Below are 19,647 nucleotides of genomic sequence, written 5' to 3'. Positions count from 1 at the left end.
GGCATGAGTATCAGCGAGAGCGAACGCACCGGGAACGTCACCGGCGGACTCGACGATCTCTTCCACGTCTTCGACACGACGCTGCGCGACGGCGCGCAGCGCGAGGGCATCAACCTCACCGTGGCGGACAAGCTGGCCATCGCGCGGCACCTGGACGACTTCGGGGTGGGCTTCATCGAGGGCGGCTGGCCCGGCGCCAACCCCCGCGACACCGAGTTCTTCGCCCGCGCGCAGGGCGAACTCGACCTCCGGAACGCGCGGCTCGTCGCCTTCGGCGCCACCCGCAGGCCCGGCGCCAGGGCGAGCGAGGACCTCCAGGTCAAGGCGCTCCTGGACTCCGGCGCCCCGGTGATCACGCTGGTCGCCAAGGCGCACGACCGGCATGTGGAGCTGGCGCTGCGCACCACGCTGGAGGAGAACCTGGAGATGGTCCGCGACACCGTCTCCCACCTCGTGGCGCAGGGCCGGCGGGTGTTCGTGGACTGCGAGCACTTCTTCGACGGCTACCGCGCCAATCCCGCCTACGCGAAGTCCGTGGTGCGGGCCGCGCACGAGGCCGGCGCCTCCGTGGCCGTGCTGTGCGACACCAACGGCGGGATGCTCCCGGCCCAGGTCCACGCGATCGTGCAGACGGTCCTGGCGGACACCGGCGCCCGGCTGGGCATCCACGCCCAGGACGACACCGGCTGCGCGGTCGCCAACACACTCGCCGCCGTCGACGCGGGCGCCACCCACGTCCAGTGCACCGCCAACGGCTACGGCGAGAGGGTCGGCAACGCCAACCTCTTCCCCGTGGTCGCCGCACTGGAGCTCAAGTACGGCAAGAAGGTGCTCCCCGAGGGCAAGCTCCGCGAGACCACCCGCATCTCCCACGCCATCGCCGAGGTCGTCAACCTCACCCCCTCCACCCACCAGCCCTACGTCGGTGTCTCCGCCTTCGCGCACAAGGCGGGCCTGCACGCCTCCGCCATCAAGGTCGACCCCGACCTGTACCAGCACATCGACCCCGAACTCGTCGGCAACCGGCTGCGGATGCTCGTCTCGGACATGGCCGGCCGCGCCTCCATCGAGCTCAAGGGCAAGGAGCTCGGCATCGACCTCGGCGGCGACCGCGAACTGGTCGGCCGGGTCGTGGAGCGGGTCAAGGAGCGCGAACTCAAGGGCTACACCTACGAGGCCGCCGACGCGAGCTTCGAACTCCTGCTGCGCGAGGAGGTCGAGGGCAGGCCGCTGCGCTACTTCCAGGTCGAGTCCTGGCGGGCCATCCTGGAGGACCGCCCCGACGGCAGCCACGCCAACGAGGTCACGGTGAAACTGTGGGCCAAGGGCGAGCGCATCGTCGCCGCCGCCGAGGGCAACGGCCCGGTCAACGCCCTGGACCGCGCCCTGCGCGTCGGCCTGGAGCAGATCTACCCGCAGCTCGCCCGCCTCGGAGTGGTCGACTACAAGGGCCGCATCCTGGAGGCCAGGCACGGCACCGAGTCCACGACCCGCGTCCTGATCTCCACGACGGACGGCACGGGGGAGTGGTCCACGGTCGGCGTGGCGGACAACGTCATCGCCGCGTCCTGGCAGGCCCTGGAGGACGCGTACACCTACGGCCTGCTACGAGCGGGCGTCGAGCCCGTCGACTGAGAAGCTGCTGATGGCAACGCCGGCAGGCCTGCCGGTCCGTGCTAGGCCCTGCCCGGCAGGCCCTGCGCTCTGTGGGTGCGCTCCGCGATCCAGCCCGCCATCGCCCGCACGCCGACGCCGATGGCTCGCTCGTCCGGGGAGAAGTCCGGGTAGTGCGGATAGCCCGCTGTGATGGGTGTGCCAGGTGCATGGACACCGAGGAAGGTGTACGTACCGGGGATCCGGTCCAGAAAGAGGGCGAAGTCCTCGCCGCTGAAGGGCGGGAAGGCGGCACGGAGCTCGATGACCCTGTCCTGGCCGACGGTGCGGCGCAGATGGCGGGCGAGCAGGCGGGCGTCGCGTTCCGGGCAGACCACGGCCGGGAACGGCTCAGCGGGGAAGCGTACCCCGGCCCCCGCATAGGGCGTGGCCGCTCGGCGAATGCTTTCGCGCACCTCCGCGTAGCGCTCCTGCGGCCAGCAGCGATAGGACACACTCACCTTGGCCTCCTGCGCCGAGGCCCGGAGGGCTACGAACCGGGCCAGCGGCCCGTCGGGCACCTGGGCGGCAGCGATGATCCGCTCCAGGTCCGCCGGGGTCCGTGGCAGGGCCACGGTGGCGAGCGCGCCGATATCGACAGCCAGGCGCCGCGCGGCATCGAGTGCGTCCGGCCCGGAGAGGGCTATTTCCGCCTTGTCCTGGCCCGGCATCCCATAGCCGGGAGTCACGGCGAACCGGCCGACCGGGAACGGCCCGCAGTGCAGCGCATGGATCTCCTCGACGTGCTCGCGCTCCAGCACACCTGAGTCGATCAGCGCGCGGGCTCCGGACAGCGTCTCCTCGGCAGGCTGGAAAAGGAAAACCGCCGCTCCGCTCAATTGCCGCCGCAGCCGCGCCAGGACCCGCGCGGCGCCGATACCCACCGTGGTGTGGATGTCGTGTCCGCAGAGATGGGCCGGCGCGGGACCTCCTCCGACGATGTCCTGGGGCGGAACCGCGTCCATGTCCGCCCGGTAGGCGACAGTCCGGCCCGGACGCGAGCCCCGCAGGACCCCGACGACTCCGTGGCCGCCCACTCCGGTGGTGACGTCCAGCCCCGCCGCCCGCAGCTCCCGGGCCACCACAGCGGCCGTGCGCTGTTCCTGCCCCGGGGCCTCAGGGTGTTGATGGAAGTCCCGCCGCAGCTGAATCAGCACGCGATCCACACGCGCCGCCTCGGCGGCCACCGCCGCCTGTTTCACCGGCCCTCTCCATCCACCCGCGACGGCCTTCCCCCTGCCTGCCCACACCATTCCCGCACCGGCTGCCGCTGCGCCGGCCAATAACGTGCGGCGCGCGAGAGCGTGCTCAACGGGACGATCCACTGCTACCCCCTTGACCCAAGTCGTCTTCTGGGACACAGGATCGCCGTGCGCCGATGCCCTTGCCCATCCGGTGGGCCACCCCTCGGCGGTGGGGACAACCACACCAGGGACATCGCCGCGGTGAGGCCGATGCTCCTGAAAGCGGTTCAGGAGTCCAGGCGTCGTCCCGCGAGCCAGGTGACGATCTTCAGGTCGCGGTGGTCGAAGAACAGCGAGGCGCCGGTGTCGAGCGTGGCGACCCGTGCCATCTGCTCGTCGGTGAGCCGGAAGCCGAAGACGTCGAAGTTCTCCACCATGCGCTCGGCGCGCACCGACTTGGGGATGGCGACGACACCGCGCTGGGTCAGCCAGCGCAGCACGACCTGCGCGGCCGACTTGCCGTACTCCTCGCCGATTCCGGTCAGCAGCGGGTTGGTGAACAGGTCGTTGCGGCCCTCGGCGAAACCGCCCCATGACTGGATCTGCACCCCGTGCTCGCGCATCAGGTCCTGGTAGTCGGCGCGCTGGAAGAACGGGTGGGTCTCGACCTGGTTGACCGCGGGCACGATCTCGTTGTTGACGATCAGGTCGATCAGCCGGTCGGGGTAGAAGTTGGCGACACCGATCGCCCTGGCGCCGCCCTCGCGGTTCAGGGCCTCCATGGCACGCCACTGGCCGTAGACGTCGCCGAAGGGCTGGTGCATCAGGTACAGGTCGAGGTGGTCCAGGCCCAGCTTGGTCAGCGAGGTCTCGAACGCGCGGCGGGTGTTGTCCTGGGCCGGGGCGTCCTGGACCCACAGCTTGGTGGTGACGAACAGGTCCTGGCGGGCGACGCCGCTGGACTTGATGGCACGGCCGACGGCTTCCTCGTTGCCGTAGGCGGCGGCGGTGTCCAGCAGACGGTAGCCGGCCGCGAGAGCGTCGAAGACGGCGCGCTCGGTGTCCTCGGCGGGGATCTGGTAGACGCCGAAGCCCAGGAGCGGCATCTCGACGCCGTTGTTCAAGGTCACGTACTGCATGAGTGGTGTCCTTCGCGGTGTGCGGGGGAGGCGGAGCAGGGGTCAGGGGCGGACGAGGGCCTTGAGGACCCGGCGGTCGGCCATGGCCCGGTAGGCGTCCGGCGTCCGCTCGAGGGCGAAGGTCCGGTCGAAGACACGGCCGGGGGTGATGGCGCCGTCCAGGACGTCGGACAGCAGCTGCCCGATGTAGGCGCGGGCGGGGCTGGCGCCGCCGGTCAGGGTGATGTTCCGCATGAACTCCGCCGGTCCGATCGGCCCCTGCTCGTACTGCGGCACACCGAGACGGCTGATGGTGCCGCCGTCCAGGACCGCGCCGAGGGCGGTGTCCAGGGCCTGGCGGGTGCCGACGGCCTCGATCACCTTGTCCACGCCGCCGGTCAGCTCACGGATGCGGGCGATGCCCTCCTCGCCGCGCTCGGCGACGACGTCGGTGGCGCCGAAGTCGCGGCCCAGGCCGGTACGCGCCTCGTGGCGGCCGGCGAGCACGATCCGCTCGGCGCCGAGCCGCCTGGCTGCGATCACCGCGCACAGGCCGACCGCGCCGTCCCCGACGACCAGTACCGTGTCACCGCGGCCGACACCGGCGGTGACCGCGCCGTGGTGGCCGGTGGTCATCACGTCCGACAGCGCCAGCAACGAGGGCAGCAGCGCGGAGTCGGCTGCCACGGGCAGCTTCACCAAGGTGCCGTCCGCGTACGGGACGCGGACGGCTTCGCCCTGACCGCCGTCGAAGCCGTCGAAGCCGTACCGTCCGCCGTTGCGGCACGAGATGTGCAGGCCCCTGGCGCAGTAGTCGCAGCTGTTGTCGCTGTAGGTGAACGGGGCGACGACCAGGTTCCCCGCCTTGAGGCCGGTGACGTCCGCGCCGGTCTCCTCGACCACGCCGAGGAACTCGTGCCCCATGGGGCGTCCGGCGGCGGTGGCGGGCATCGACCCGTAGGGCCACAGGTCGCTGCCGCACACGCACGCGGCCACCGTGCGCACCACCGCGTCGCCCGGGTTCACGATCTTCGGGTCGGGCCGGTCCTCGACGCGGACGTCTCCGGCTCCGTACATCACTGCTGCGCGCATGAGGGGTGCTGCTCCAAACGGGGGTCGTGCCCAGGGGTGCGGACGGTCAGCGGTCGAGCGTCCGCACCTGGGCCTCGGTGTGGGTGTCGCCGGCGGCGGGCGGCAGGGCGCCGATCCGGCCGGGCTGTCCGCCGGTCGGCGTGACGGCGCCGGCGGTGCTGTTCTCCTCGCCGCGCGCCGCGCGCTCGGTGAACCTCCGGGGCACACGGCTTGGCCGAGCGCATCTCGCCCTCTTCGCATCGTGGCGTCGCCCACACCTCCACGCCCACCCGGCCCGGCAGGACCTGCCCCGGGGAGGCCGGCGCGAGGGGCCGGCGTTCTTGCCCCTCCACCTTCGCCCCGATCACGCCGGTGTGGCAGGGCGGGCTCTTCAGGGGTAACCACAGGGCCCCCCTGCCACCCGCACGTCAGGTACCGGGCGGGTGAGACTGGAGCCATGGCATCCGAGAGCGCGCACAGCGAGGGCGCCGAGCTGGGCCGCTACCTGCGCGCCCGCCGCACCCAGACCAGCCCCGCACACGTCGGCCTCACCGTCGGCACAGGCATCCGCCGCACCCCCGGCCTGCGCCGCGAGGAGCTGGCCACCCTCGCCGGGATCAGCATCGACTACTACGTACGCCTCGAGCGCGGCAAGGAGACCCGCCCCAGCCCCGCCGTCCTGGACGCCCTCGCCCGGGCCCTGCACATGGACGACCAGGAACACCAGCACCTGCGCGAGCTCGCCGCCCGAGCCGCCCGCTACGCCCCCGAACCCCCGCCCGCCCCCAGCCGCACCGTGCGCCCCCACCTCAGGCTGCTGCTCGAATCCCTGCGCCCCAACCCGGCCTACGTCATCAGCCGCAGCATGGACCTGCTCGCCTGGAACCCCGGCGGCCTCGCCCTCTACCCGGGCCTGGACGGCTGGCCCGCCAAGCACCGCAACCTCGCCCGCTACCTGTTCCTGCACCCGGCGGCCCGCGAGCTCTTTCCCGACTGGGACCGGCAGATCACCGCCTGCGTCGCCCGCCTGCGCGCCATCGCCGGCACCGCCCCCGACGCCCCCGACCTGACCAACCTCGTCGGCGAACTCCTCCTCAAGAGCCCCGACTTCGCCGGCCTGTGGGAACGCTACGAGGTCACCGGACGCAAACCCGCCCACAAGACGTTCCGGCACCCCCAGGTCGGCACGCTCACCCTCACCTCCCAGTCCCTGCACGTGGAAGGCACCCCCGGCCAGCGCATCGGCGTCTACACCGCCGAGCCCGGCAGCCCCGACCACGACGCCCTGCTCCTGCTCGACATGACCGCGCCACAGTCGGCGGACCGCCTCGCACACCCCCCGGACACCACCGGCCGGCGCCCGTAAACCGTCCCGCGCCCCGCCGACCGGCATCCCTCAGCGGCTGTCCCGCGGGCCGGGAGACCCGGCCGGCCCGCGCAGGGCGGCGGTCCGGCGGGCAGAGGCCGGCAGCGTTCCCGCGGGAGCCGGCTGCCTGCGCCGGGCGAGAGATTCCTCGGCGGCCTCGCGGGGGTGACGGCGCCGCCAGTACGGATTGTCGTGCGGCAGCTTGCTCGACACCCGCCCGTACATGCCGAACGTCAGGATCACCAGCCCCATGACGAAGCTGAAGATCACGTTGGTCATGCCGAAATCGAGGAGGTTGGCGGGCCGGTCCAGGATGAAGATGTGGACGAATCCGCTGAGCAGGAACAGGGTTCCCACCGCCATGTTGAGCATGGAGGCGACGTTCCCGCCGATGACGCCGCCGATGATCAGGGCCAGGCCCACCAGCACGGAGATCAGACTGAGGGCGCCGTTGGTCGACATGCCCGCGATGCTCTGCCCGGCGGTGTCGAAGGGACTGAGCGCGTCGGCGAAGCCGAGAACGCCGAAAACGAGCAGGACCACGCCGCAGAAGGCGGCGCCCCAGCGGTACACGGCGCCCAGTTGATGGTCGACGGGCAGTTCGTCCTGGAGCTTCATCGCGCGTCCCTTCGCATACCGCCACCGGCCGGGAGCCCGCGAAAGCGGCCCCCTTTCCTCATGTTTCGTCCCCTTATTCCACCAAAAGACGCCGGATGGTTGCACCCCCTTCCCGCAGCGACGGGATCAGCCCGCCAAGCCCCCGCCGGAGCCGAAGTGACGGTCCACCGCTTGCGGCATCCGGCGGGCCACCCCGTCCCCCAGCCGCTCGAACTCCCCGCGCAGGAACGGAGCGGCCAGCCGGGCCAGGCCGTGGAAGTCGATACGCGCCCGGTAGGTGAGAAGGGTGGCGCCGTTCTCCTCGCGGAAGGTCAGGTCGTCCGTGGAGGTGGCGGTGCGATTGCGTCCGACGAAGGTCAGGCGCAGGTCCTCGAGCCGGACCAGCCGGTAGCAGAGTTCGGTGCGCCGTCCGCGGAACGTCGAGACGTTGTGCCATTCGGCACCCTTGGCGACGGGGGCGCCGGCTCTGGCCGGACGGCAGCTCACCGTGCCCGGGTCCCATTCCCGCGCGTGCGAGAAGTCGGCCAGGTAGGCCACCACGTCCGGCAGAGGGTGGCGCAGGGTGAGTGTGCGTTCGACTTCGACCATGGAACGTGCCTTTCACGGAGCCGCAGCGGCTGACGTCAGGAGTGCGGGAGACCCACCTGGATTCCCGATGGGAACGCGCAGCGGATGCAGCGGATGGGTCGCGCGGCGCGGCGGCGGGCTTTGCCGGGGGCGATGGGACAGCGATCCGCCGCTCGACGAAGGGTGTCCGGCTTCATGCGCCGTCACCGCGCCGCCGGCACCTCTGGGGGCGAACCCGGCCGTCGGCGCGGCGGTGCCCCTCAGCCGGCGGGCGTGCGTTCGCGCTCGCACGGTGCGTCCTGTTCCGCCGGTGCGAAGGCGTGCTTTCGGGTGAAGGTGATGACGGCCAGGCTGAGGGCTCCGAGCCCTGCCGCGGCGACGGCGTCGGCGGTGACGCCGACCTGCTGCAGGAGCAGGCCGCCGATGATGCCGCCCAGTGCCATGGCCGCGTTCCACAAGGTCACGAGGATGGCCTGCGCGGTGTCGGCGACGGCCGGACCGCGCCGCATCCCGGCATGACCGGCCGCGGTCTGAAGAAGCGTGGGCGCGGCGCCCCACCCCAGCCCCCACACGACGGCCGCGACCCAGACGACGCCCTGCGCCGTGGTGGCGGCGAACGCGGCCGTGGCGAGAGTGAACAGCGCCGCGGCGCTCAGCGCGAGCCCGCGGGGACGACGGTCGACGTGGCGGCCGGTGTACCAGATGCCGGCCAGGCACGCGATGCCGAAGGCCAGCAGGATCGCGTCCGCCGCGGTGCCGAGACCGGCATGCGACAGGTACGGCGCGATGTAGGCGTAGAGGACGGTGTGGCCCAGGACGAAGGCCACGACGACGACCATGACGGCGGTGACCCCGGGGACCCGGAGCGTCTGCCGGGTGGTCGGCTTCGGCCTGTCGGCTGTCGTCGCCGGCCGGCCGACGGCGGGAACGCTGAACGTGATCCACCCGAGGACGGCGAGAGTGATCACCGAGACAGCGGCGAAGGACACGCGCCATCCGATCTGCTGCCCGATCAGCGTCCCGGCGGGAACACCCAGCGACAGCGCCAGCGGGATCCCGGTCATGGCGATCGCGATGGCACGTCCTTCCTGGCCGGCAGGCGCGATACGCCGCGCGTATCCGGCGAGGATGGCCCACGCGAGTCCGGCGGCGATGCCGGCGAGGAACCGGGAGAGGAGCAGGACCGCGTAGCCGGGCGCGGCGGCGGTGAGCGTGTTCGCGACCAGGAACCCGGCCATGGCGCCCAGCAGCAACGGCTTGCGCCGGATTCCCGCCGTGGCGGCGGCCAGCGGTATGGCGGTGAGGGCGGTACCGGCCGCGTACACGGTGACGGTCTGGCCGGCCGCACCGGAGCTGACGCCGAGAGCGGAGGACATCTGCGGGAGGACGCCCGCCGGGAGGGTCTCGGTCAGGCTGGTGATGAAGACCGCGGTGCCCAGTGCCAGCAGGGCGGACCAGGGCAGGGCATCACGTCGTGTCGCGGAGGCTGTTGTGGTCGTCATGCACTGATCGTGAAACCCTCACACTCATGTGATGGTCAAGTCCGGGCCGGGCGGCTAATCTCAGGCGTGTGCGGATCGGTGAACTGTCCCGTGTGACGGGGGTGTCCCGGCGCCTGCTGCGGTACTACGAGGAGCAGGGCCTGATCGTGCCGGACCGGTCGGTCAACGGATACCGTGACTACGACGAGCGGTACGCGGACCGGGTGAAGCAGATACGCGGTCTGCTGGCGGCGGGGTTGTCGACCCGGCTCATCAAGCAGATCCTGCCGTGCCTGGACAAGCCCAGGTCCATCCACTTCCCGGACGCGACCCCGGAGATGCTGGCGCTGCTGACGTCGGAGCGGGACAAGCTCACCGACCGGATCGAGGTGCTCACCCGCAACCGGAACGCGATGACCGAGTACCTGGCCGAGGTGGAACGCCACCGCGCCCCGGCCGCACCCGGCCGGCAGGCGCCTGATCAACTACCCCGCGCAGCTGCCCAGTTGTACGGCACCTGACCAACCACCCTTGACCAACTGGGCGGCGCCTGGGGCACGTTCCTCACCGGGCAAGCTCCCGGACGATCCGCTCACCGTCGTCCGAGAGCACCGCGGGACGCAGCCGGACCCCGCGCAGGCCGAACTCTTCGCGCCAGCGGGCGAGTTCCCGGGCAAGATGGTCCACGGTTCCGACGAACACCTGCGTGTCCGGTGTCCAGGCGAAACCGGCGGCTTCGTCCAGCCGGGCCAGCCTGGCCTTCGCGTGCTCGTCGCTGTCGCCCAGGACCACCGCCACGTCCGCGTACACCTCGGTCTCGGTGGCGTCCGGTGTCAGCCTCTCGATCTCCCGGAACGCGGTCAGGAGCGAGGGGATCGGATGCTCCGGGGAGGGCGTCACGAAGACCCGGTCCGCGACGGCGGCGGCGAGCCGGTACGGCTCCAGGGCATGGTGCGCGAGCACCGCGACCTTCGGGATGCTCAGCGCCGGGACGGTCAGCGGCCCGGCCGCCGGGTACCTCTCCTTCCCGGTGAGCCGCAGCGGGGCGACCATGTCCCGGTGCAGGAACGTGTCCCCCGAGCCCAGGCTCCCGGCGGGAAACGTCCCCCACAGCTCGCGCACCGTTCGCACGTAGTCCTCGGCGTCACGGAACAGATCCCGCAGCCGGCGCGCGATGCGCGTCGGGACGTACACGTCCTTCGGCCGCAACTGGGGCGTCGCCGGGCCGCCGACCACCGTCGCGTCGCGCGCGTCGGCGGAGACCTGCGGCCGCCACGTCACCCGGCCCGGCCCGACGGCCGCCAAGGACGCCATCTGGGCGGCGACGTGGAACGGGTTGGTGTGGGTCACGTTGCGCGAGACCACCACCTCGCCGATGTCCGTCGTCGCCAGCAGGAGCGCCGTGGTGACAACGGGATCGAGCCTGCCGCGCACCCGGTCATGGGCCTGGTCGGCGGTACCGAACCGGTCGCTCTGCAGGCTCAGGCCGTCCTCGAGCGTGACGAAGTCGATGCCGCCCGACGCGGCAGCGCGCCCCCAGTCCGTCCAGTAGCCGCCCCTGAAGACCTCTTCGGCATCCGTCACCGACGACAGCAGCCACGAGGCGGGGTGCCAGCCCGTGCCCTCCAGCGCCAGGCCGAGCCGAAACGATCCGGGGTCCATCGCGTCCCTGTCCAAGTCCCTGTCCATGACCCGATTGCACAACGCTGACACCGATGTGAAGGTCAACCCTCGACAGCCTCCTCCTCGGACGACGCCCTTCCTGCAAGTGGGACGACGCCCTTCCCACGAGTGGGCCGGCCCCTGCCGCACGCCAACTCCCAAGCGAACATGGCCCCTTGTGGCCGCAGTGCTGCGCACGATGGCCGCCCATGACGGGTTCATGACGTGCGCATGTAATCCCTTTTCGACCGCCGGGCGCGGAACCCATGGTCGCTCTGTGGCACCGACCCGAGTGCCTCGCATGGTTCGGCCGGGGATCCGCACCAGGATTCCCGTGCCCGATCGCAAAGGACCTCCCTACATGGCAGCAGTACGCACCATGAAGCGGCGCATCGCCGTGGCGATCGCCACAACAGCCGCCGCGGCGGCCGCAGTCGGCACCCTTTCCGCCCTCCCCGCCCAGGCCGCACCGGCCGAGGGAACCGTCCTGGGGGCGCATTCCGCCGATGCCGTTCCCGGCAGCTACATCGTCACGCTCAAGAAGAACGTCGGCTTCAAGGCCACCGCCGCACGCGGCAAGAGCCTGGTGTCCCCGTACGGAGGCACCGTCAGGCGGACGTTCACCTCCGCGCTCAACGGCTACACCGTCCACCTCACCGGCGCCCAGGCCAGAAGGCTGGCGGCCGACCCCGACGTCGCATCGGTCGAGCAGGACCAGGCCGTCCACACCCTCGGTACGCAGACCGGCGCCCCCTGGGGCCTGGACCGGAGCGACCAGACGAACCTTCCGCTGAACGGCACCTACACCTACCCCGACACCGGGGGCAGCGGGTCGACCGTGTACGTCCTGGACACCGGTGTGCGCATCACCCACCAGGACATCGCGGGCCGCGCCTCCTACGGATGGGACTTCGTCGACAACGACGCCACCGCGCAGGACGGCTACGGCCACGGAACCTTCGTCGCGACCGTCGCCGCCGGCACCACCTACGGCGTGGCCAAGAAGGCGAAGATCGTCGCCGTCCGGGTTCTCGGCAACGACGGCTCCGGCACGACCGCCGGGGTCATCGCGGGCGTGGACTGGATCACCGCCCATCACGTGGCCGACTCCGTCGCCAATGTCTCGCTGGGCGGCGGGGCCAGCACCTCGCTGGACACCGCGGTGAAGAACTCGATCGCCTCCGGGGTGACGTACTCCATCGCGGCGGGCAACTCCGGCGCCCTGGCGTCGAACTACTCCCCCGCCCGGGTCGCGGAGGCGCTGACCGTCGGCGCGACGACGAGCGGCGACGCACGGGCGAGCTACTCCAACTACGGCTCCCGGGTCGACCTCTTCGCCCCGGGCTCGGGCATCACGGCGGCCTGGAACACCTCCGACTCGGCCACGTACACGGGCAACGGCACCTCCTTCGCCGCCCCGCACGTCGCCGGGGCCGCCGCCCTCTACCTGACGGCCCACCCCGGTGCCTCCCCGGCGAGCGTGGGCAGCGCGCTGGTCAACGGCGCGACCAGCGCAGTCCTCAGCGGAATCGGGTCCGGTTCACCGAACAGACTGCTGAAGCTCGTCCCGTAGGCCATACCGCCCGGCGCCGCGGCCACAGCCCCGGCGCCGGACGGCGGTCGCGCGTCTGCCGGCCACCGTCATCGAGGAGGACAGGTACCTGCCCTCCTCGATGACGGCGTCCCGGCCGGCACCGCCCGGCGTCAGCAGCCCGGGCGGTCTTGCCCTACTTCAGGTGCCGGTCCAGGAACCGGCACCCGTCCTCCAGCTCGAACCACGGGGTGCCGGTGTGTCCTCCCAGATTGGCGTGCAGCGTCTTCTCCTTGCTGCCGAAGGCGTCGAACAGGTCCAGGGCCCGCTGCCGGGGATTGCCCTGGTCGTCCCACTGCAGCAGGAACAGCAGCGGAATGGTGACCTGCCGGGCCTCCTCGCGCTGGGCGCGGGGCACGTACCCCCCGGCGAAGAACCCCGCGGCCGCGATGCGCGGCTCGACCACGGCGAGGCGGATGCCGAGGGCGGTCCACCCCCCGGAGTATCCGACCGGGCCGCCGATCCCGGGCAGCTCGAGAAGGGCGTCCAAAGTGGCCTGCCATTCCGGGACCGCGTTTTCGACCATCGGACCGATGAAGGACTCGAAGATCTCATCGACCGGCTCGCCGGCCTGCATCGCCCGCCGGAGGTCGGCGCGCGCCTGATCGGCGGCGGCGGAACGGGGACGGTCACCGCACCCGGCGGCGTCTATGGTGGCCACCGCGTAGCCGCGCGCCGCGGTGTACCGGGCCCGGGCCACCAGACGGGGATCCGCCTTGGGCAGGCCGTTGTTGTGGGCCATCAGGACCAGCGGGACCGGTGCGGCGGACGCGGGCGTCCACAGGGTGCCGGGGATCTCGCCGAGGGTGAATTCGCGCTCGATGACACCGTCGTCGAGGCGCTGTTCGGAAATGAAGTGCACGGTCGTGCCTTTCGGGAGGGCTCAAAAGCGGCGCTCCCGGACGACCTATCGCCCGACCGTGGCCCCGGAGGGGAGCACCCATGTCGATACTGCGTTCACGGGTACCACCTCCTCGTTCTCTCGCACGGCCTCCCGGAGAGTAGCAACGGTCGCCGGGGTTCGCCAACGGGATCGTGCCGAGGCCCCGTGGCCGGATGCCGTCGCCGCGCGGACACGAGAAGCACGGCCCGGCCCGGGCCAGGGGGCAGGGGCCGCTCCGGTGGCCGCCGGCATCGGGCGGCGGCCCTCCGCGCTCGCGTCGGACAGCGCCGGCACCCGAGGGATATCCGGAATGCGAACGCGCGTGACCGAATACCACTCTTGACGGTGAGTCAGTCCCACCTTCACCATCCAGGCACCCCATTCACCGTGGAATCCCCGGACACCTCACGCCCCCTCGTGAGAACACCCCGGGATTTCCTGGAATTCGGAGCCCCCCACATGAAGCTCTCCGTTCCCGGGCGCGCCTCGGCGACCGCTGTCGTCACGGCCACCGTGCTGCTCACCTGCGGTTCCATAGCCGGGGCGGCCCCCGCCCCCGAGGCAGCGGCCGCCGCACCCGACCTCCCCGTGGCCAACGTCAAGGCCCACCTCACCCAGCTCCAGTCCATCGCCACCGCCAACGGCGGCAACCGCGCGCACGGCCGCGCCGGCTACAAGGCGTCCCTCGACTACGTCAAGGCCAAGCTGGACGCGGCCGGGTTCACCACGACCGTCCAGCAGTTCACCTCCAGCGGCAGCACCGGCTACAACCTGATCGCCGACTGGCCCGGCGGCGACACCGGCAAGGTCGTCATGGCCGGCTCCCACCTGGACAGTGTGACCGCGGGCCCCGGCATCAACGACAACGGCTCCGGCTCGGCGGCCGTGCTGGAGACGGCACTCGCCGTGGCCCGGGCCGGCTACCAGCCCACCAAACACCTCCGCTTCGCCTGGTGGGGCGCGGAGGAACTGGGCATGGTGGGCTCGCGCTACTACGTCAACAGCCTCACCACCGCGAACCGTTCGAAGATCAGCGGCTACCTGAACTTCGACATGATCGGCTCGCCGAACCCCGGGTACTTCGTCTACGACGACGACGCGACCATCGAGAAGACCTTCAAGACGTACTTCACCGGGATCGGCGTCGCCACGGAGATCGAGACCGAGGGCGACGGACGCTCGGACCACGCGCCCTTCAAGAACGCGGGCATCCCCGTCGGCGGCCTGTTCAGCGGCGCCGACTACATCAAGACGACCGCCCAGGCCGCCAAATGGGGAGGCACCGCGGGCAAGGCCTTCGACGCCTGCTACCACTCCTCGTGCGACAAGTCGTCGAACATCAACGACACGGCGCTGGACCGGAACGCGGACGCGTTGGCGTACGCGGTGTGGCAGCTGTCGGCCTAGACCCCGCTGAGACCTCAGGCCATCTGACGACCTCGGGTCATCCGTGCGGCGGGCCGTCGGCCCCCGCACAGTGCTCCACAAGCGTTGCTCCGCGAGCGCGGGCAGGGGCCGCCGGCCCTTGCCCGCGCTCTGCCGGCTCTCGTGACAGCGTCCGTCCACGACCCCGGGCCCCGGCGGGCACGGGCGACAGTACGATCAACGCCACGGCTCCCCGCACAGGCGTGAGCCGCTCCCCGCACGGCGGTGCGGCTGCCCGCACGGCCCGACAGGCGGCCACCGGAGGGAAGGCGACACGTTCGTGAAGGCCCTGCGACTGCTGACCATGAACACCCTCTTCACCGGCGATGTCCCGGCCCGGCTGCGCGCCCTCGGCGCGGCGCTCGACGGGTCCGACTACGACATCGTCTGCCTGCAGGAGGTCATGTTCCGCCGCAACGCCCGGCTGATCCGCCGCGCCGCTCCCGCATACCGGCACGTCGCCTGCTCGGGCACGGTCCTGCTCAAGGGCGGCCTGGTCCTGCTGTCCCGGTGGCCGATCAGCCGGTGGCGGTTCGTGCCGTACCCGATGACGGGCCCGGTGCGCGGCGAACTCCTCATGCGCAAGGGCGCCCAGCTGGCGTCCGTCGCCACCCCGGACGGTGAACTGGTGGTCGTGAACACCCACTTGTCGGCCAACCGCGACGACGACTGGTCCTCCGCGAACCGCTACACGCGGATCGCGGATGCCGAACTGGCCCGGCTCACCGAGCTGATCGCGGCCATCGACCCGTCCCTGCCCGTCGCCGTGGTCGGTGACCTGAACCTCCCGCGCGACTCGGCGGCACTCGACGGCTTCATCGCCACAGCGGGGCTGCGCGACATCCTCGCCGGAGACACCCGACCGACCTACCGGCCCACACCTCGATGGCCGTCACCACCGGCCCTGGACCACGTCCTGGTCCGGTCCGCGGCGGGGGAGACCCTGACCGGCGGCGCCGACCTCGTGTTCCAGGACAAGGTGACACTGGGCGACGGCCGCCAGGCCTACCTGTCCGACCACTACGGCGTACGGGCACAGCTGACCCGGTCGAAGTGAGCACGGGGCCGGAAAACGGCAGGACGCCGCACTGAACCGACGCTCCCGCGCGCACGTAGAGGAAACACGTAGAGGAAAAGGGGACAGGCTCGCGCACAGGGCCGGTCCCTCATGTCACCCGGGTACGCACCCGACCGAATCAAGGAGTACGCACCCATGAGCGCCGCCCGCCTGAGCGACCGGCTGTCGAGCCACCAGCCCCTCGTCCTCGGTCTGTTCCGTATCGTCCTCGGCCTGCTCTTCGCCAGCGAGGGCGCTGCCACGCTCTTCGGGATACTGGGGCGCAAGAGCAGCCCCGTGGGCGACTGGCCGTTCTGGTACGCCGGGGTCATCGAACTGCTCTGCGGTGTTCTCGTACTCCTGGGAGCCGCGACGCGCGGCGCCGCGTTCCTCAGCTCGGGAGCCATGGCCTTCGCCTACTTCACCGAGCACCAGAAGAACGGCCTCTTCCCCCTGCAGAACGGCGGCCTGTCGCCCGTGCTGTTCTGCTGGGCGTTCTTGCTCCTGGTCTTCTTCGGACCCGGCGCCCTGTCCCTGTCCGCCCTGACCCAAGGCAAGGCAACCACCCGCGACACAGCCGCCCTCGACGCGGCCTGAGCAGCCGGCCGGACCGGTGACGAAGAGCGGCCCTCGCACCGCGCGCCGACGCGCAGGCGGGGAGCACCGCTCTTCCAGGTTGGGCAGGTCAGGGCGGTCAAGGGCAACCCGGGCCGTCCTTGACGGTGCAACTCACCTGCCAGGCGGTCCACGCGCCGTTGGAGGAGCGGACCCGGAACCAGTAGTTGCCGTCGCTGCCGATGGCCGCGATGGTGAAGTTCGAGAGGCTGTCTTGCAGATGGTCGATGACGATCTTGCTCTTCACCCACCCGCCCATGGACACCCATCCGTTCCAGGAGCCGTCGGGGTAGCTCCAGTTCGTCCACACCGCGTGATCGGCACCGACGACGAACTCCTCCGTCGTCCCGTTGTCGAGTTTCGTGGACGAGACGCCGTACTCGCAGAAGTACTTCTGGCCCTTGTCCGTGCAGTAGGTCGCCGCCTGTGCCGGCGCCGCCGCGGCACCCACCCCCGCGAAGGCGGCCAGGGCCGCAACCGCTGTGAGGGCACTCTTGAATCTGCGCACGTACATGCTCCTTTGCCAAGTGGTGTGGTCGTGTCGAGGAAGGGGGAGAACCAGCGCCCCAGCACTCCTGACAAGTCGATCACGGGCATGAGGGGGAGGACCATGCAGATCCACCGGCAGAAGTAGCCCCCACTACCGGCAGAAGCGGCCCCGCCTCCTCGACAGCTACGGCGACTTCGACCTGAGCGCCGGCCGACGATGCCGCTGACACCGCCCCGACGGGCGGGCGGAACTCGTTCAGGTCTGGAGCCCGGCGCGCCGCACTGCTACGATTGATCTTGAGCTGAACGGCGGAAGTCGCACCGGTCGGCGATGCGTTGGTGGTCCAAGGAAAGACACCCCGCTTCCTGCGGGGAAATGCAGGTGCAAGGCCTGCCCGGCGCTCCATGAAGACCCTGTCCCGGTATCCGGGGCAGGGTCTTTTTCGATGCCCAGAGCCCGAGTCAGAGCCCGAGCGGAGCCGGGGTAGGGGCCGGGCCGAGGGCTTTGCTGGGCATGGGCAAGGACATGACCGGATTTACGGGGATGGGGCGGGACGGGGCCGAGACCCGAGGGGCGTGCTTTCGGCCGAGTTGGCGCGAGGAAGCGCCCCGGACGGCCGTTGCTCTTCGCGGGGAATTCTCCGTGACCGCAACAGAATCATGGTCTCGGCCGGCCGGCTGATGTGTCGCTTTCACGCCACAGCGGAGGAGCGATCTGTCGGTTTTCTCTTGCGTCTCCCAGTTATCACCTGCCTACAGTGGCATCGCCCGCCTCGAACGCGTCTGACCAACCGTTCGAAAAGAGGGGGGTATTGGCGCGGACCATGGGGGAGCCGTCTGCCTCTTCGTGTGATTTCCCCTGCCCGAAACGGAGGGGCGCTGATGACCGGCGAGATGGTGTTGCAGGTGGGGGAATTCGCTGGCGCGACTTATGGCACCCGCATCGGCAGGACCGTAGAAGAGGACGGGAAGACCAGCCGGAATACGCTGCATTCTCTCACTCGCGCCCTGCGGCGGGAGTCGGGGATTTCTTCCCTGTCCGGCGGCTTCGGACCCGGACCATGGTCCGCCCTGCCGCCGAAGCATCCGATTGCCTATGCCGACCGGCGGGATCTCTTCGTCGAACACGTCTGATGAAGAGGCTGCGGCCGATATGGCCGGCGCTGCTGGTCAACCTCCTCGTCGGGGTCCCGGCCATGGTGCCCCTGTACAGCCTGTGGTGGCTTTCCGAACGCCGATGGGGCGGATCGGCCGTCGACCGCTCCAGCACGATCATCGACGTGTGCGGTGCCGACTGCGACCGGGCCGGCGTGGCCACGTGGACCGTGGCCGCATCCGGGCTGCTGGTGCTGCTGCTGGTGGCCGTGGCGGACGGCCTGGTCCCGTTGCGCCGGGACCGCCCCGTGGGGCCGTGGCTCAAGGCCGTGCCGGCCGTCCTCGCTCCCTTCCTCGTCTTCCAGGCCGTCTCTTCGGCTCTGTAGCCACCTAGGACCAGGACGCGCGGAGCAATCGGTCCGCGCGGCAGGAGCCGGTGTGCCCGGTCATCCGACAAAGGCGCACCAAGCCCGGCCCCGACCGCTCCGCAAATGATGTGGCGTCCTGATCCGGTCTGTTCACCATCGAATTCACCATCAAGGAGTTACCCGATGCGTCACCTGCTCGCTGCTGCCGGATCGATGGGCGCTGCCGTGGCCGCCTGCATGCTGCTGGCGGCCCCCGCGTCCGCGACCGGGCAGTTCTCCCGTTCGCAGTTCGATGTCGTCTTTCCCGGTCAGAAGCCCGCGACGACCTACTACGCGCAGAACACCGCCACGCAGAAGAACGGCCTGATCTCGGGCAAGTCGATGGTGAGCTGGCAGATCATCGACGACCAGGCCGTCGACCTGTCCAAGCGGTTCACCAGCTTCAAGGTCACGACAACGCTGGAGGAGCGTCTGTCGAAAACGAGTGAGGACCACGTCGTCACGACCAAGACGTGCGATCTGACCCGGCTCGTCAACGACAACTACACCTGGTTCCTCGACGAGCCGGTCAACAACTGCGCGGCCCCGTCCGCGCTTTACGACGGTGAGGTGTGGTGGTCGGCGGACTCGACGGTCGTCTACGACATAGAGGGCGACAGCAAGGGCGCCATCACCCAGAACCTCCAAGGCTCACCCCTTGTTCACGGATGACCCGTCGCAGGGCGATGCGAGGAACTTCCCCCTCCCGAGCCTGCGTAAAAGGGCTGCCGCCCACCTCTGACCAGACCCTGCACAACGAACGAAAGGAACACCCGAGTCCCATGCGCACACTGATACGCGCCATCGCCCCGGCCGCCGCCCTCGTCTCCGTGCTGGCAGCAGCCCCCCAGTCCCTGGCGGAAGACCACACCGCAGCCACCCGGAAGGTCGTTGCCGGGACCGGCGTCGCCTTCTCCGAGGCCGGTGCACGCAGCCGGCAGACGCGCGCCATCGCGGCCGAGAACCCCGCGGCGGTCAGCGCCACGGCGACGCTGTGCGGTAGCGGCTACCGGCTCGCCTACGCGGAACGCCTGCCTGACGCCCGGCGTTTTGGAACCCTGTTCACCTATACCCTGTACGGCTCCGGCAAGTACGGAGCGTGCGCCGTCTTCGAGAACAACCTCGGTGCCGCCAAGAAGATGAAGCTCAAGCTGTGCCCCAACAAGGGCGGCGTGTCGTGCAAGGTGGACGAGGGCACGTACTCGCAATACGCGGGCCCGGTGAAGTACGAGGCCACCGGCAACGGATCGTGGGTGGACTGCTCCTCGGTCTCAGCGGTCATGTGGTCGGACGGCGTCCCCATCATCGACCGGGTCACGACCGTCGCCGCCTGCGACTGAGCAGGCCCGAACTGCTGCGTGCCAG

Annotated in this window: 21 protein-coding genes; 11 read left to right on the top strand and 10 right to left on the bottom strand. The window is 70.7% G+C overall.

The features are described 5' to 3' along the window. Window positions 1-3: 3 nt before the first annotated feature. A complete protein-coding gene (gene cimA, locus ACF07B_RS07450; RefSeq protein ID WP_392178125.1) occupies window positions 4-1,635 on the top strand; it encodes a citramalate synthase in 1,632 nt (543 codons plus the stop codon). A 41-nt stretch (window positions 1,636-1,676) separates the two neighbouring features. Here cimA and ACF07B_RS07445 read toward each other — a convergent pair whose 3' ends face one another. The 4 genes from ACF07B_RS07445 to ACF07B_RS07430 form a co-directional block, all read right to left on the bottom strand. Further along, window positions 1,677-2,855, bottom strand: a complete 1,179-nt coding sequence (locus ACF07B_RS07445; RefSeq protein ID WP_392178124.1) for a M20 family metallopeptidase — start codon at window positions 2,853-2,855, stop codon at window positions 1,677-1,679. Window positions 2,856-3,124: 269 nt separating this feature from the next. Then, window positions 3,125-3,976 (bottom strand): aldo/keto reductase, encoded by an 852-nt coding sequence (locus ACF07B_RS07440; RefSeq protein WP_392178123.1) that lies wholly within the window; start codon window positions 3,974-3,976, stop codon window positions 3,125-3,127. 42 nt (window positions 3,977-4,018) lie between these two features. Continuing rightward, a complete protein-coding gene (locus tag ACF07B_RS07435; protein WP_392178122.1) occupies window positions 4,019-5,047 on the bottom strand; it encodes a zinc-binding dehydrogenase in 1,029 nt (342 codons plus the stop codon). Window positions 5,048-5,093: 46 nt separating this feature from the next. Next, the gene (locus ACF07B_RS07430) at window positions 5,094-5,252 is read right to left on the bottom strand and encodes a hypothetical protein (RefSeq protein ID WP_392178121.1); all 159 of its coding nucleotides are present in this window, start codon (window positions 5,250-5,252) and stop codon (window positions 5,094-5,096) included. Window positions 5,253-5,483: 231 nt separating this feature from the next. Here ACF07B_RS07430 and ACF07B_RS07425 point away from each other — a divergent pair, with 231 nt between their 5' ends. After that, complete coding sequence (locus tag ACF07B_RS07425; protein WP_392178120.1) at window positions 5,484-6,392, top strand: helix-turn-helix transcriptional regulator; 909 nt, start codon at window positions 5,484-5,486, stop codon at window positions 6,390-6,392. Between the two features lie 30 nt (window positions 6,393-6,422). Here the strand turns inward: ACF07B_RS07425 and ACF07B_RS07420 are convergent, their stop codons facing one another. From ACF07B_RS07420 to ACF07B_RS07410, 3 genes are all read right to left on the bottom strand, one after another. Continuing rightward, a complete protein-coding gene (locus tag ACF07B_RS07420; RefSeq protein ID WP_392178119.1) occupies window positions 6,423-7,010 on the bottom strand; it encodes a DUF4383 domain-containing protein in 588 nt (195 codons plus the stop codon). Between the two features lie 126 nt (window positions 7,011-7,136). Continuing rightward, entirely contained in the window at window positions 7,137-7,598 is a 462-nt protein-coding gene (locus tag ACF07B_RS07415; RefSeq protein WP_392178118.1) for an SRPBCC family protein, read from the bottom strand. Between the two features lie 239 nt (window positions 7,599-7,837). Further along, window positions 7,838-9,079: an MFS transporter gene (locus tag ACF07B_RS07410; protein WP_392178117.1), complete on the bottom strand. Its 1,242-nt coding sequence runs from the start codon at window positions 9,077-9,079 to the stop codon at window positions 7,838-7,840. A gap of 68 nt (window positions 9,080-9,147) precedes the next feature. Here ACF07B_RS07410 and ACF07B_RS07405 point away from each other — a divergent pair, with 68 nt between their 5' ends. After that, the gene (locus tag ACF07B_RS07405; RefSeq protein WP_392178116.1) at window positions 9,148-9,579 is read left to right on the top strand and encodes a MerR family transcriptional regulator; all 432 of its coding nucleotides are present in this window, start codon (window positions 9,148-9,150) and stop codon (window positions 9,577-9,579) included. Window positions 9,580-9,622: 43 nt separating this feature from the next. Here ACF07B_RS07405 and ACF07B_RS07400 read toward each other — a convergent pair whose 3' ends face one another. Next, a complete protein-coding gene (locus ACF07B_RS07400; protein ID WP_392178115.1) occupies window positions 9,623-10,747 on the bottom strand; it encodes an LLM class flavin-dependent oxidoreductase in 1,125 nt (374 codons plus the stop codon). Between the two features lie 334 nt (window positions 10,748-11,081). On the opposite strand from ACF07B_RS07400, the gene ACF07B_RS07395 reads away from it, so the two are divergent. Next, the gene (locus tag ACF07B_RS07395; protein ID WP_392178114.1) at window positions 11,082-12,293 is read left to right on the top strand and encodes a S8 family peptidase; all 1,212 of its coding nucleotides are present in this window, start codon (window positions 11,082-11,084) and stop codon (window positions 12,291-12,293) included. A 154-nt stretch (window positions 12,294-12,447) separates the two neighbouring features. Here ACF07B_RS07395 and ACF07B_RS07390 read toward each other — a convergent pair whose 3' ends face one another. Beyond that, complete coding sequence (locus ACF07B_RS07390) at window positions 12,448-13,173, bottom strand: dienelactone hydrolase family protein (RefSeq protein ID WP_392178113.1); 726 nt, start codon at window positions 13,171-13,173, stop codon at window positions 12,448-12,450. 480 nt (window positions 13,174-13,653) lie between these two features. Between ACF07B_RS07390 and ACF07B_RS07385 the strand changes: the two genes are divergently transcribed. The 3 genes from ACF07B_RS07385 (at window position 13,654) to ACF07B_RS07375 (ending at window position 16,273) form a co-directional block, all read left to right on the top strand. Further along, window positions 13,654-14,601: a M28 family metallopeptidase gene (locus ACF07B_RS07385; RefSeq protein ID WP_392178112.1), complete on the top strand. Its 948-nt coding sequence runs from the start codon at window positions 13,654-13,656 to the stop codon at window positions 14,599-14,601. 298 nt (window positions 14,602-14,899) lie between these two features. Then, window positions 14,900-15,676, top strand: a complete 777-nt coding sequence (locus tag ACF07B_RS07380) for an endonuclease/exonuclease/phosphatase family protein (RefSeq protein ID WP_392178111.1) — start codon at window positions 14,900-14,902, stop codon at window positions 15,674-15,676. 156 nt (window positions 15,677-15,832) lie between these two features. Then, the gene (locus tag ACF07B_RS07375) at window positions 15,833-16,273 is read left to right on the top strand and encodes a DoxX family protein (RefSeq protein WP_392178110.1); all 441 of its coding nucleotides are present in this window, start codon (window positions 15,833-15,835) and stop codon (window positions 16,271-16,273) included. A 97-nt stretch (window positions 16,274-16,370) separates the two neighbouring features. Here the strand turns inward: ACF07B_RS07375 and ACF07B_RS07370 are convergent, their stop codons facing one another. Then, a complete protein-coding gene (locus tag ACF07B_RS07370; protein WP_392178109.1) occupies window positions 16,371-16,799 on the bottom strand; it encodes a hypothetical protein in 429 nt (142 codons plus the stop codon). A gap of 863 nt (window positions 16,800-17,662) precedes the next feature. Between ACF07B_RS07370 and ACF07B_RS07365 the strand changes: the two genes are divergently transcribed. The 4 genes from ACF07B_RS07365 (at window position 17,663) to ACF07B_RS07350 (ending at window position 19,622) form a co-directional block, all read left to right on the top strand. Further along, window positions 17,663-17,914, top strand: a complete 252-nt coding sequence (locus tag ACF07B_RS07365; RefSeq protein WP_392178108.1) for a hypothetical protein — start codon at window positions 17,663-17,665, stop codon at window positions 17,912-17,914. Then, on the top strand, window positions 17,914-18,261 hold the full coding sequence (locus tag ACF07B_RS07360; RefSeq protein ID WP_392178107.1) for a hypothetical protein: 348 nt from the start codon (window positions 17,914-17,916) through the stop codon (window positions 18,259-18,261). The genes ACF07B_RS07365 and ACF07B_RS07360 overlap by 1 nt, the downstream gene beginning before the upstream one ends. A gap of 165 nt (window positions 18,262-18,426) precedes the next feature. Then, window positions 18,427-18,954 carry a hypothetical protein gene (locus tag ACF07B_RS07355; RefSeq protein WP_392178106.1) on the top strand — a complete coding sequence of 176 codons (528 nt, stop codon included), beginning with the start codon at window positions 18,427-18,429 and terminating at the stop codon, window positions 18,952-18,954. A 110-nt stretch (window positions 18,955-19,064) separates the two neighbouring features. Further along, complete coding sequence (locus ACF07B_RS07350) at window positions 19,065-19,622, top strand: hypothetical protein (protein WP_392178105.1); 558 nt, start codon at window positions 19,065-19,067, stop codon at window positions 19,620-19,622. Window positions 19,623-19,647 lie beyond the last annotated feature (25 nt).

Source organism: Streptomyces sp. NPDC015532 (genome assembly GCF_043078065.1).
Lineage (GTDB): Bacteria > Actinomycetota > Actinomycetes > Streptomycetales > Streptomycetaceae > Streptomyces.
Note: the sequence above shows the minus strand (reverse complement) of the source record. Positions and strands in the feature narration are given on the sequence as shown.

Excerpts from the sequence above, each read along its gene's own strand:
- cimA (WP_392178125.1), top strand. The coding sequence starts at position 4 with ATGAGTATCAGCGAGAGCGAACGCACCGGGAACGTCACCGGCGGACTC.
- ACF07B_RS07440 (WP_392178123.1), bottom strand. The coding sequence starts at position 3,976 with ATGCAGTACGTGACCTTGAACAACGGCGTCGAGATGCCGCTCCTGGGC.
- ACF07B_RS07435 (WP_392178122.1), bottom strand. The coding sequence starts at position 5,047 with ATGCGCGCAGCAGTGATGTACGGAGCCGGAGACGTCCGCGTCGAGGAC.
- ACF07B_RS07425 (WP_392178120.1), top strand. The coding sequence starts at position 5,484 with ATGGCATCCGAGAGCGCGCACAGCGAGGGCGCCGAGCTGGGCCGCTAC.
- ACF07B_RS07420 (WP_392178119.1), bottom strand. The coding sequence starts at position 7,010 with ATGAAGCTCCAGGACGAACTGCCCGTCGACCATCAACTGGGCGCCGTG.
- ACF07B_RS07415 (WP_392178118.1), bottom strand. The coding sequence starts at position 7,598 with ATGGTCGAAGTCGAACGCACACTCACCCTGCGCCACCCTCTGCCGGAC.
- ACF07B_RS07410 (WP_392178117.1), bottom strand. The coding sequence starts at position 9,079 with ATGACGACCACAACAGCCTCCGCGACACGACGTGATGCCCTGCCCTGG.
- ACF07B_RS07400 (WP_392178115.1), bottom strand. The coding sequence starts at position 10,747 with ATGGACAGGGACTTGGACAGGGACGCGATGGACCCCGGATCGTTTCGG.
- ACF07B_RS07395 (WP_392178114.1), top strand. The coding sequence starts at position 11,082 with ATGGCAGCAGTACGCACCATGAAGCGGCGCATCGCCGTGGCGATCGCC.
- ACF07B_RS07385 (WP_392178112.1), top strand. The coding sequence starts at position 13,654 with ATGAAGCTCTCCGTTCCCGGGCGCGCCTCGGCGACCGCTGTCGTCACG.
- ACF07B_RS07375 (WP_392178110.1), top strand. The coding sequence starts at position 15,833 with ATGAGCGCCGCCCGCCTGAGCGACCGGCTGTCGAGCCACCAGCCCCTC.
- ACF07B_RS07365 (WP_392178108.1), top strand. The coding sequence starts at position 17,663 with ATGACCGGCGAGATGGTGTTGCAGGTGGGGGAATTCGCTGGCGCGACT.
- ACF07B_RS07360 (WP_392178107.1), top strand. The coding sequence starts at position 17,914 with ATGAAGAGGCTGCGGCCGATATGGCCGGCGCTGCTGGTCAACCTCCTC.
- ACF07B_RS07355 (WP_392178106.1), top strand. The coding sequence starts at position 18,427 with ATGCGTCACCTGCTCGCTGCTGCCGGATCGATGGGCGCTGCCGTGGCC.
- ACF07B_RS07350 (WP_392178105.1), top strand. The coding sequence starts at position 19,065 with ATGCGCACACTGATACGCGCCATCGCCCCGGCCGCCGCCCTCGTCTCC.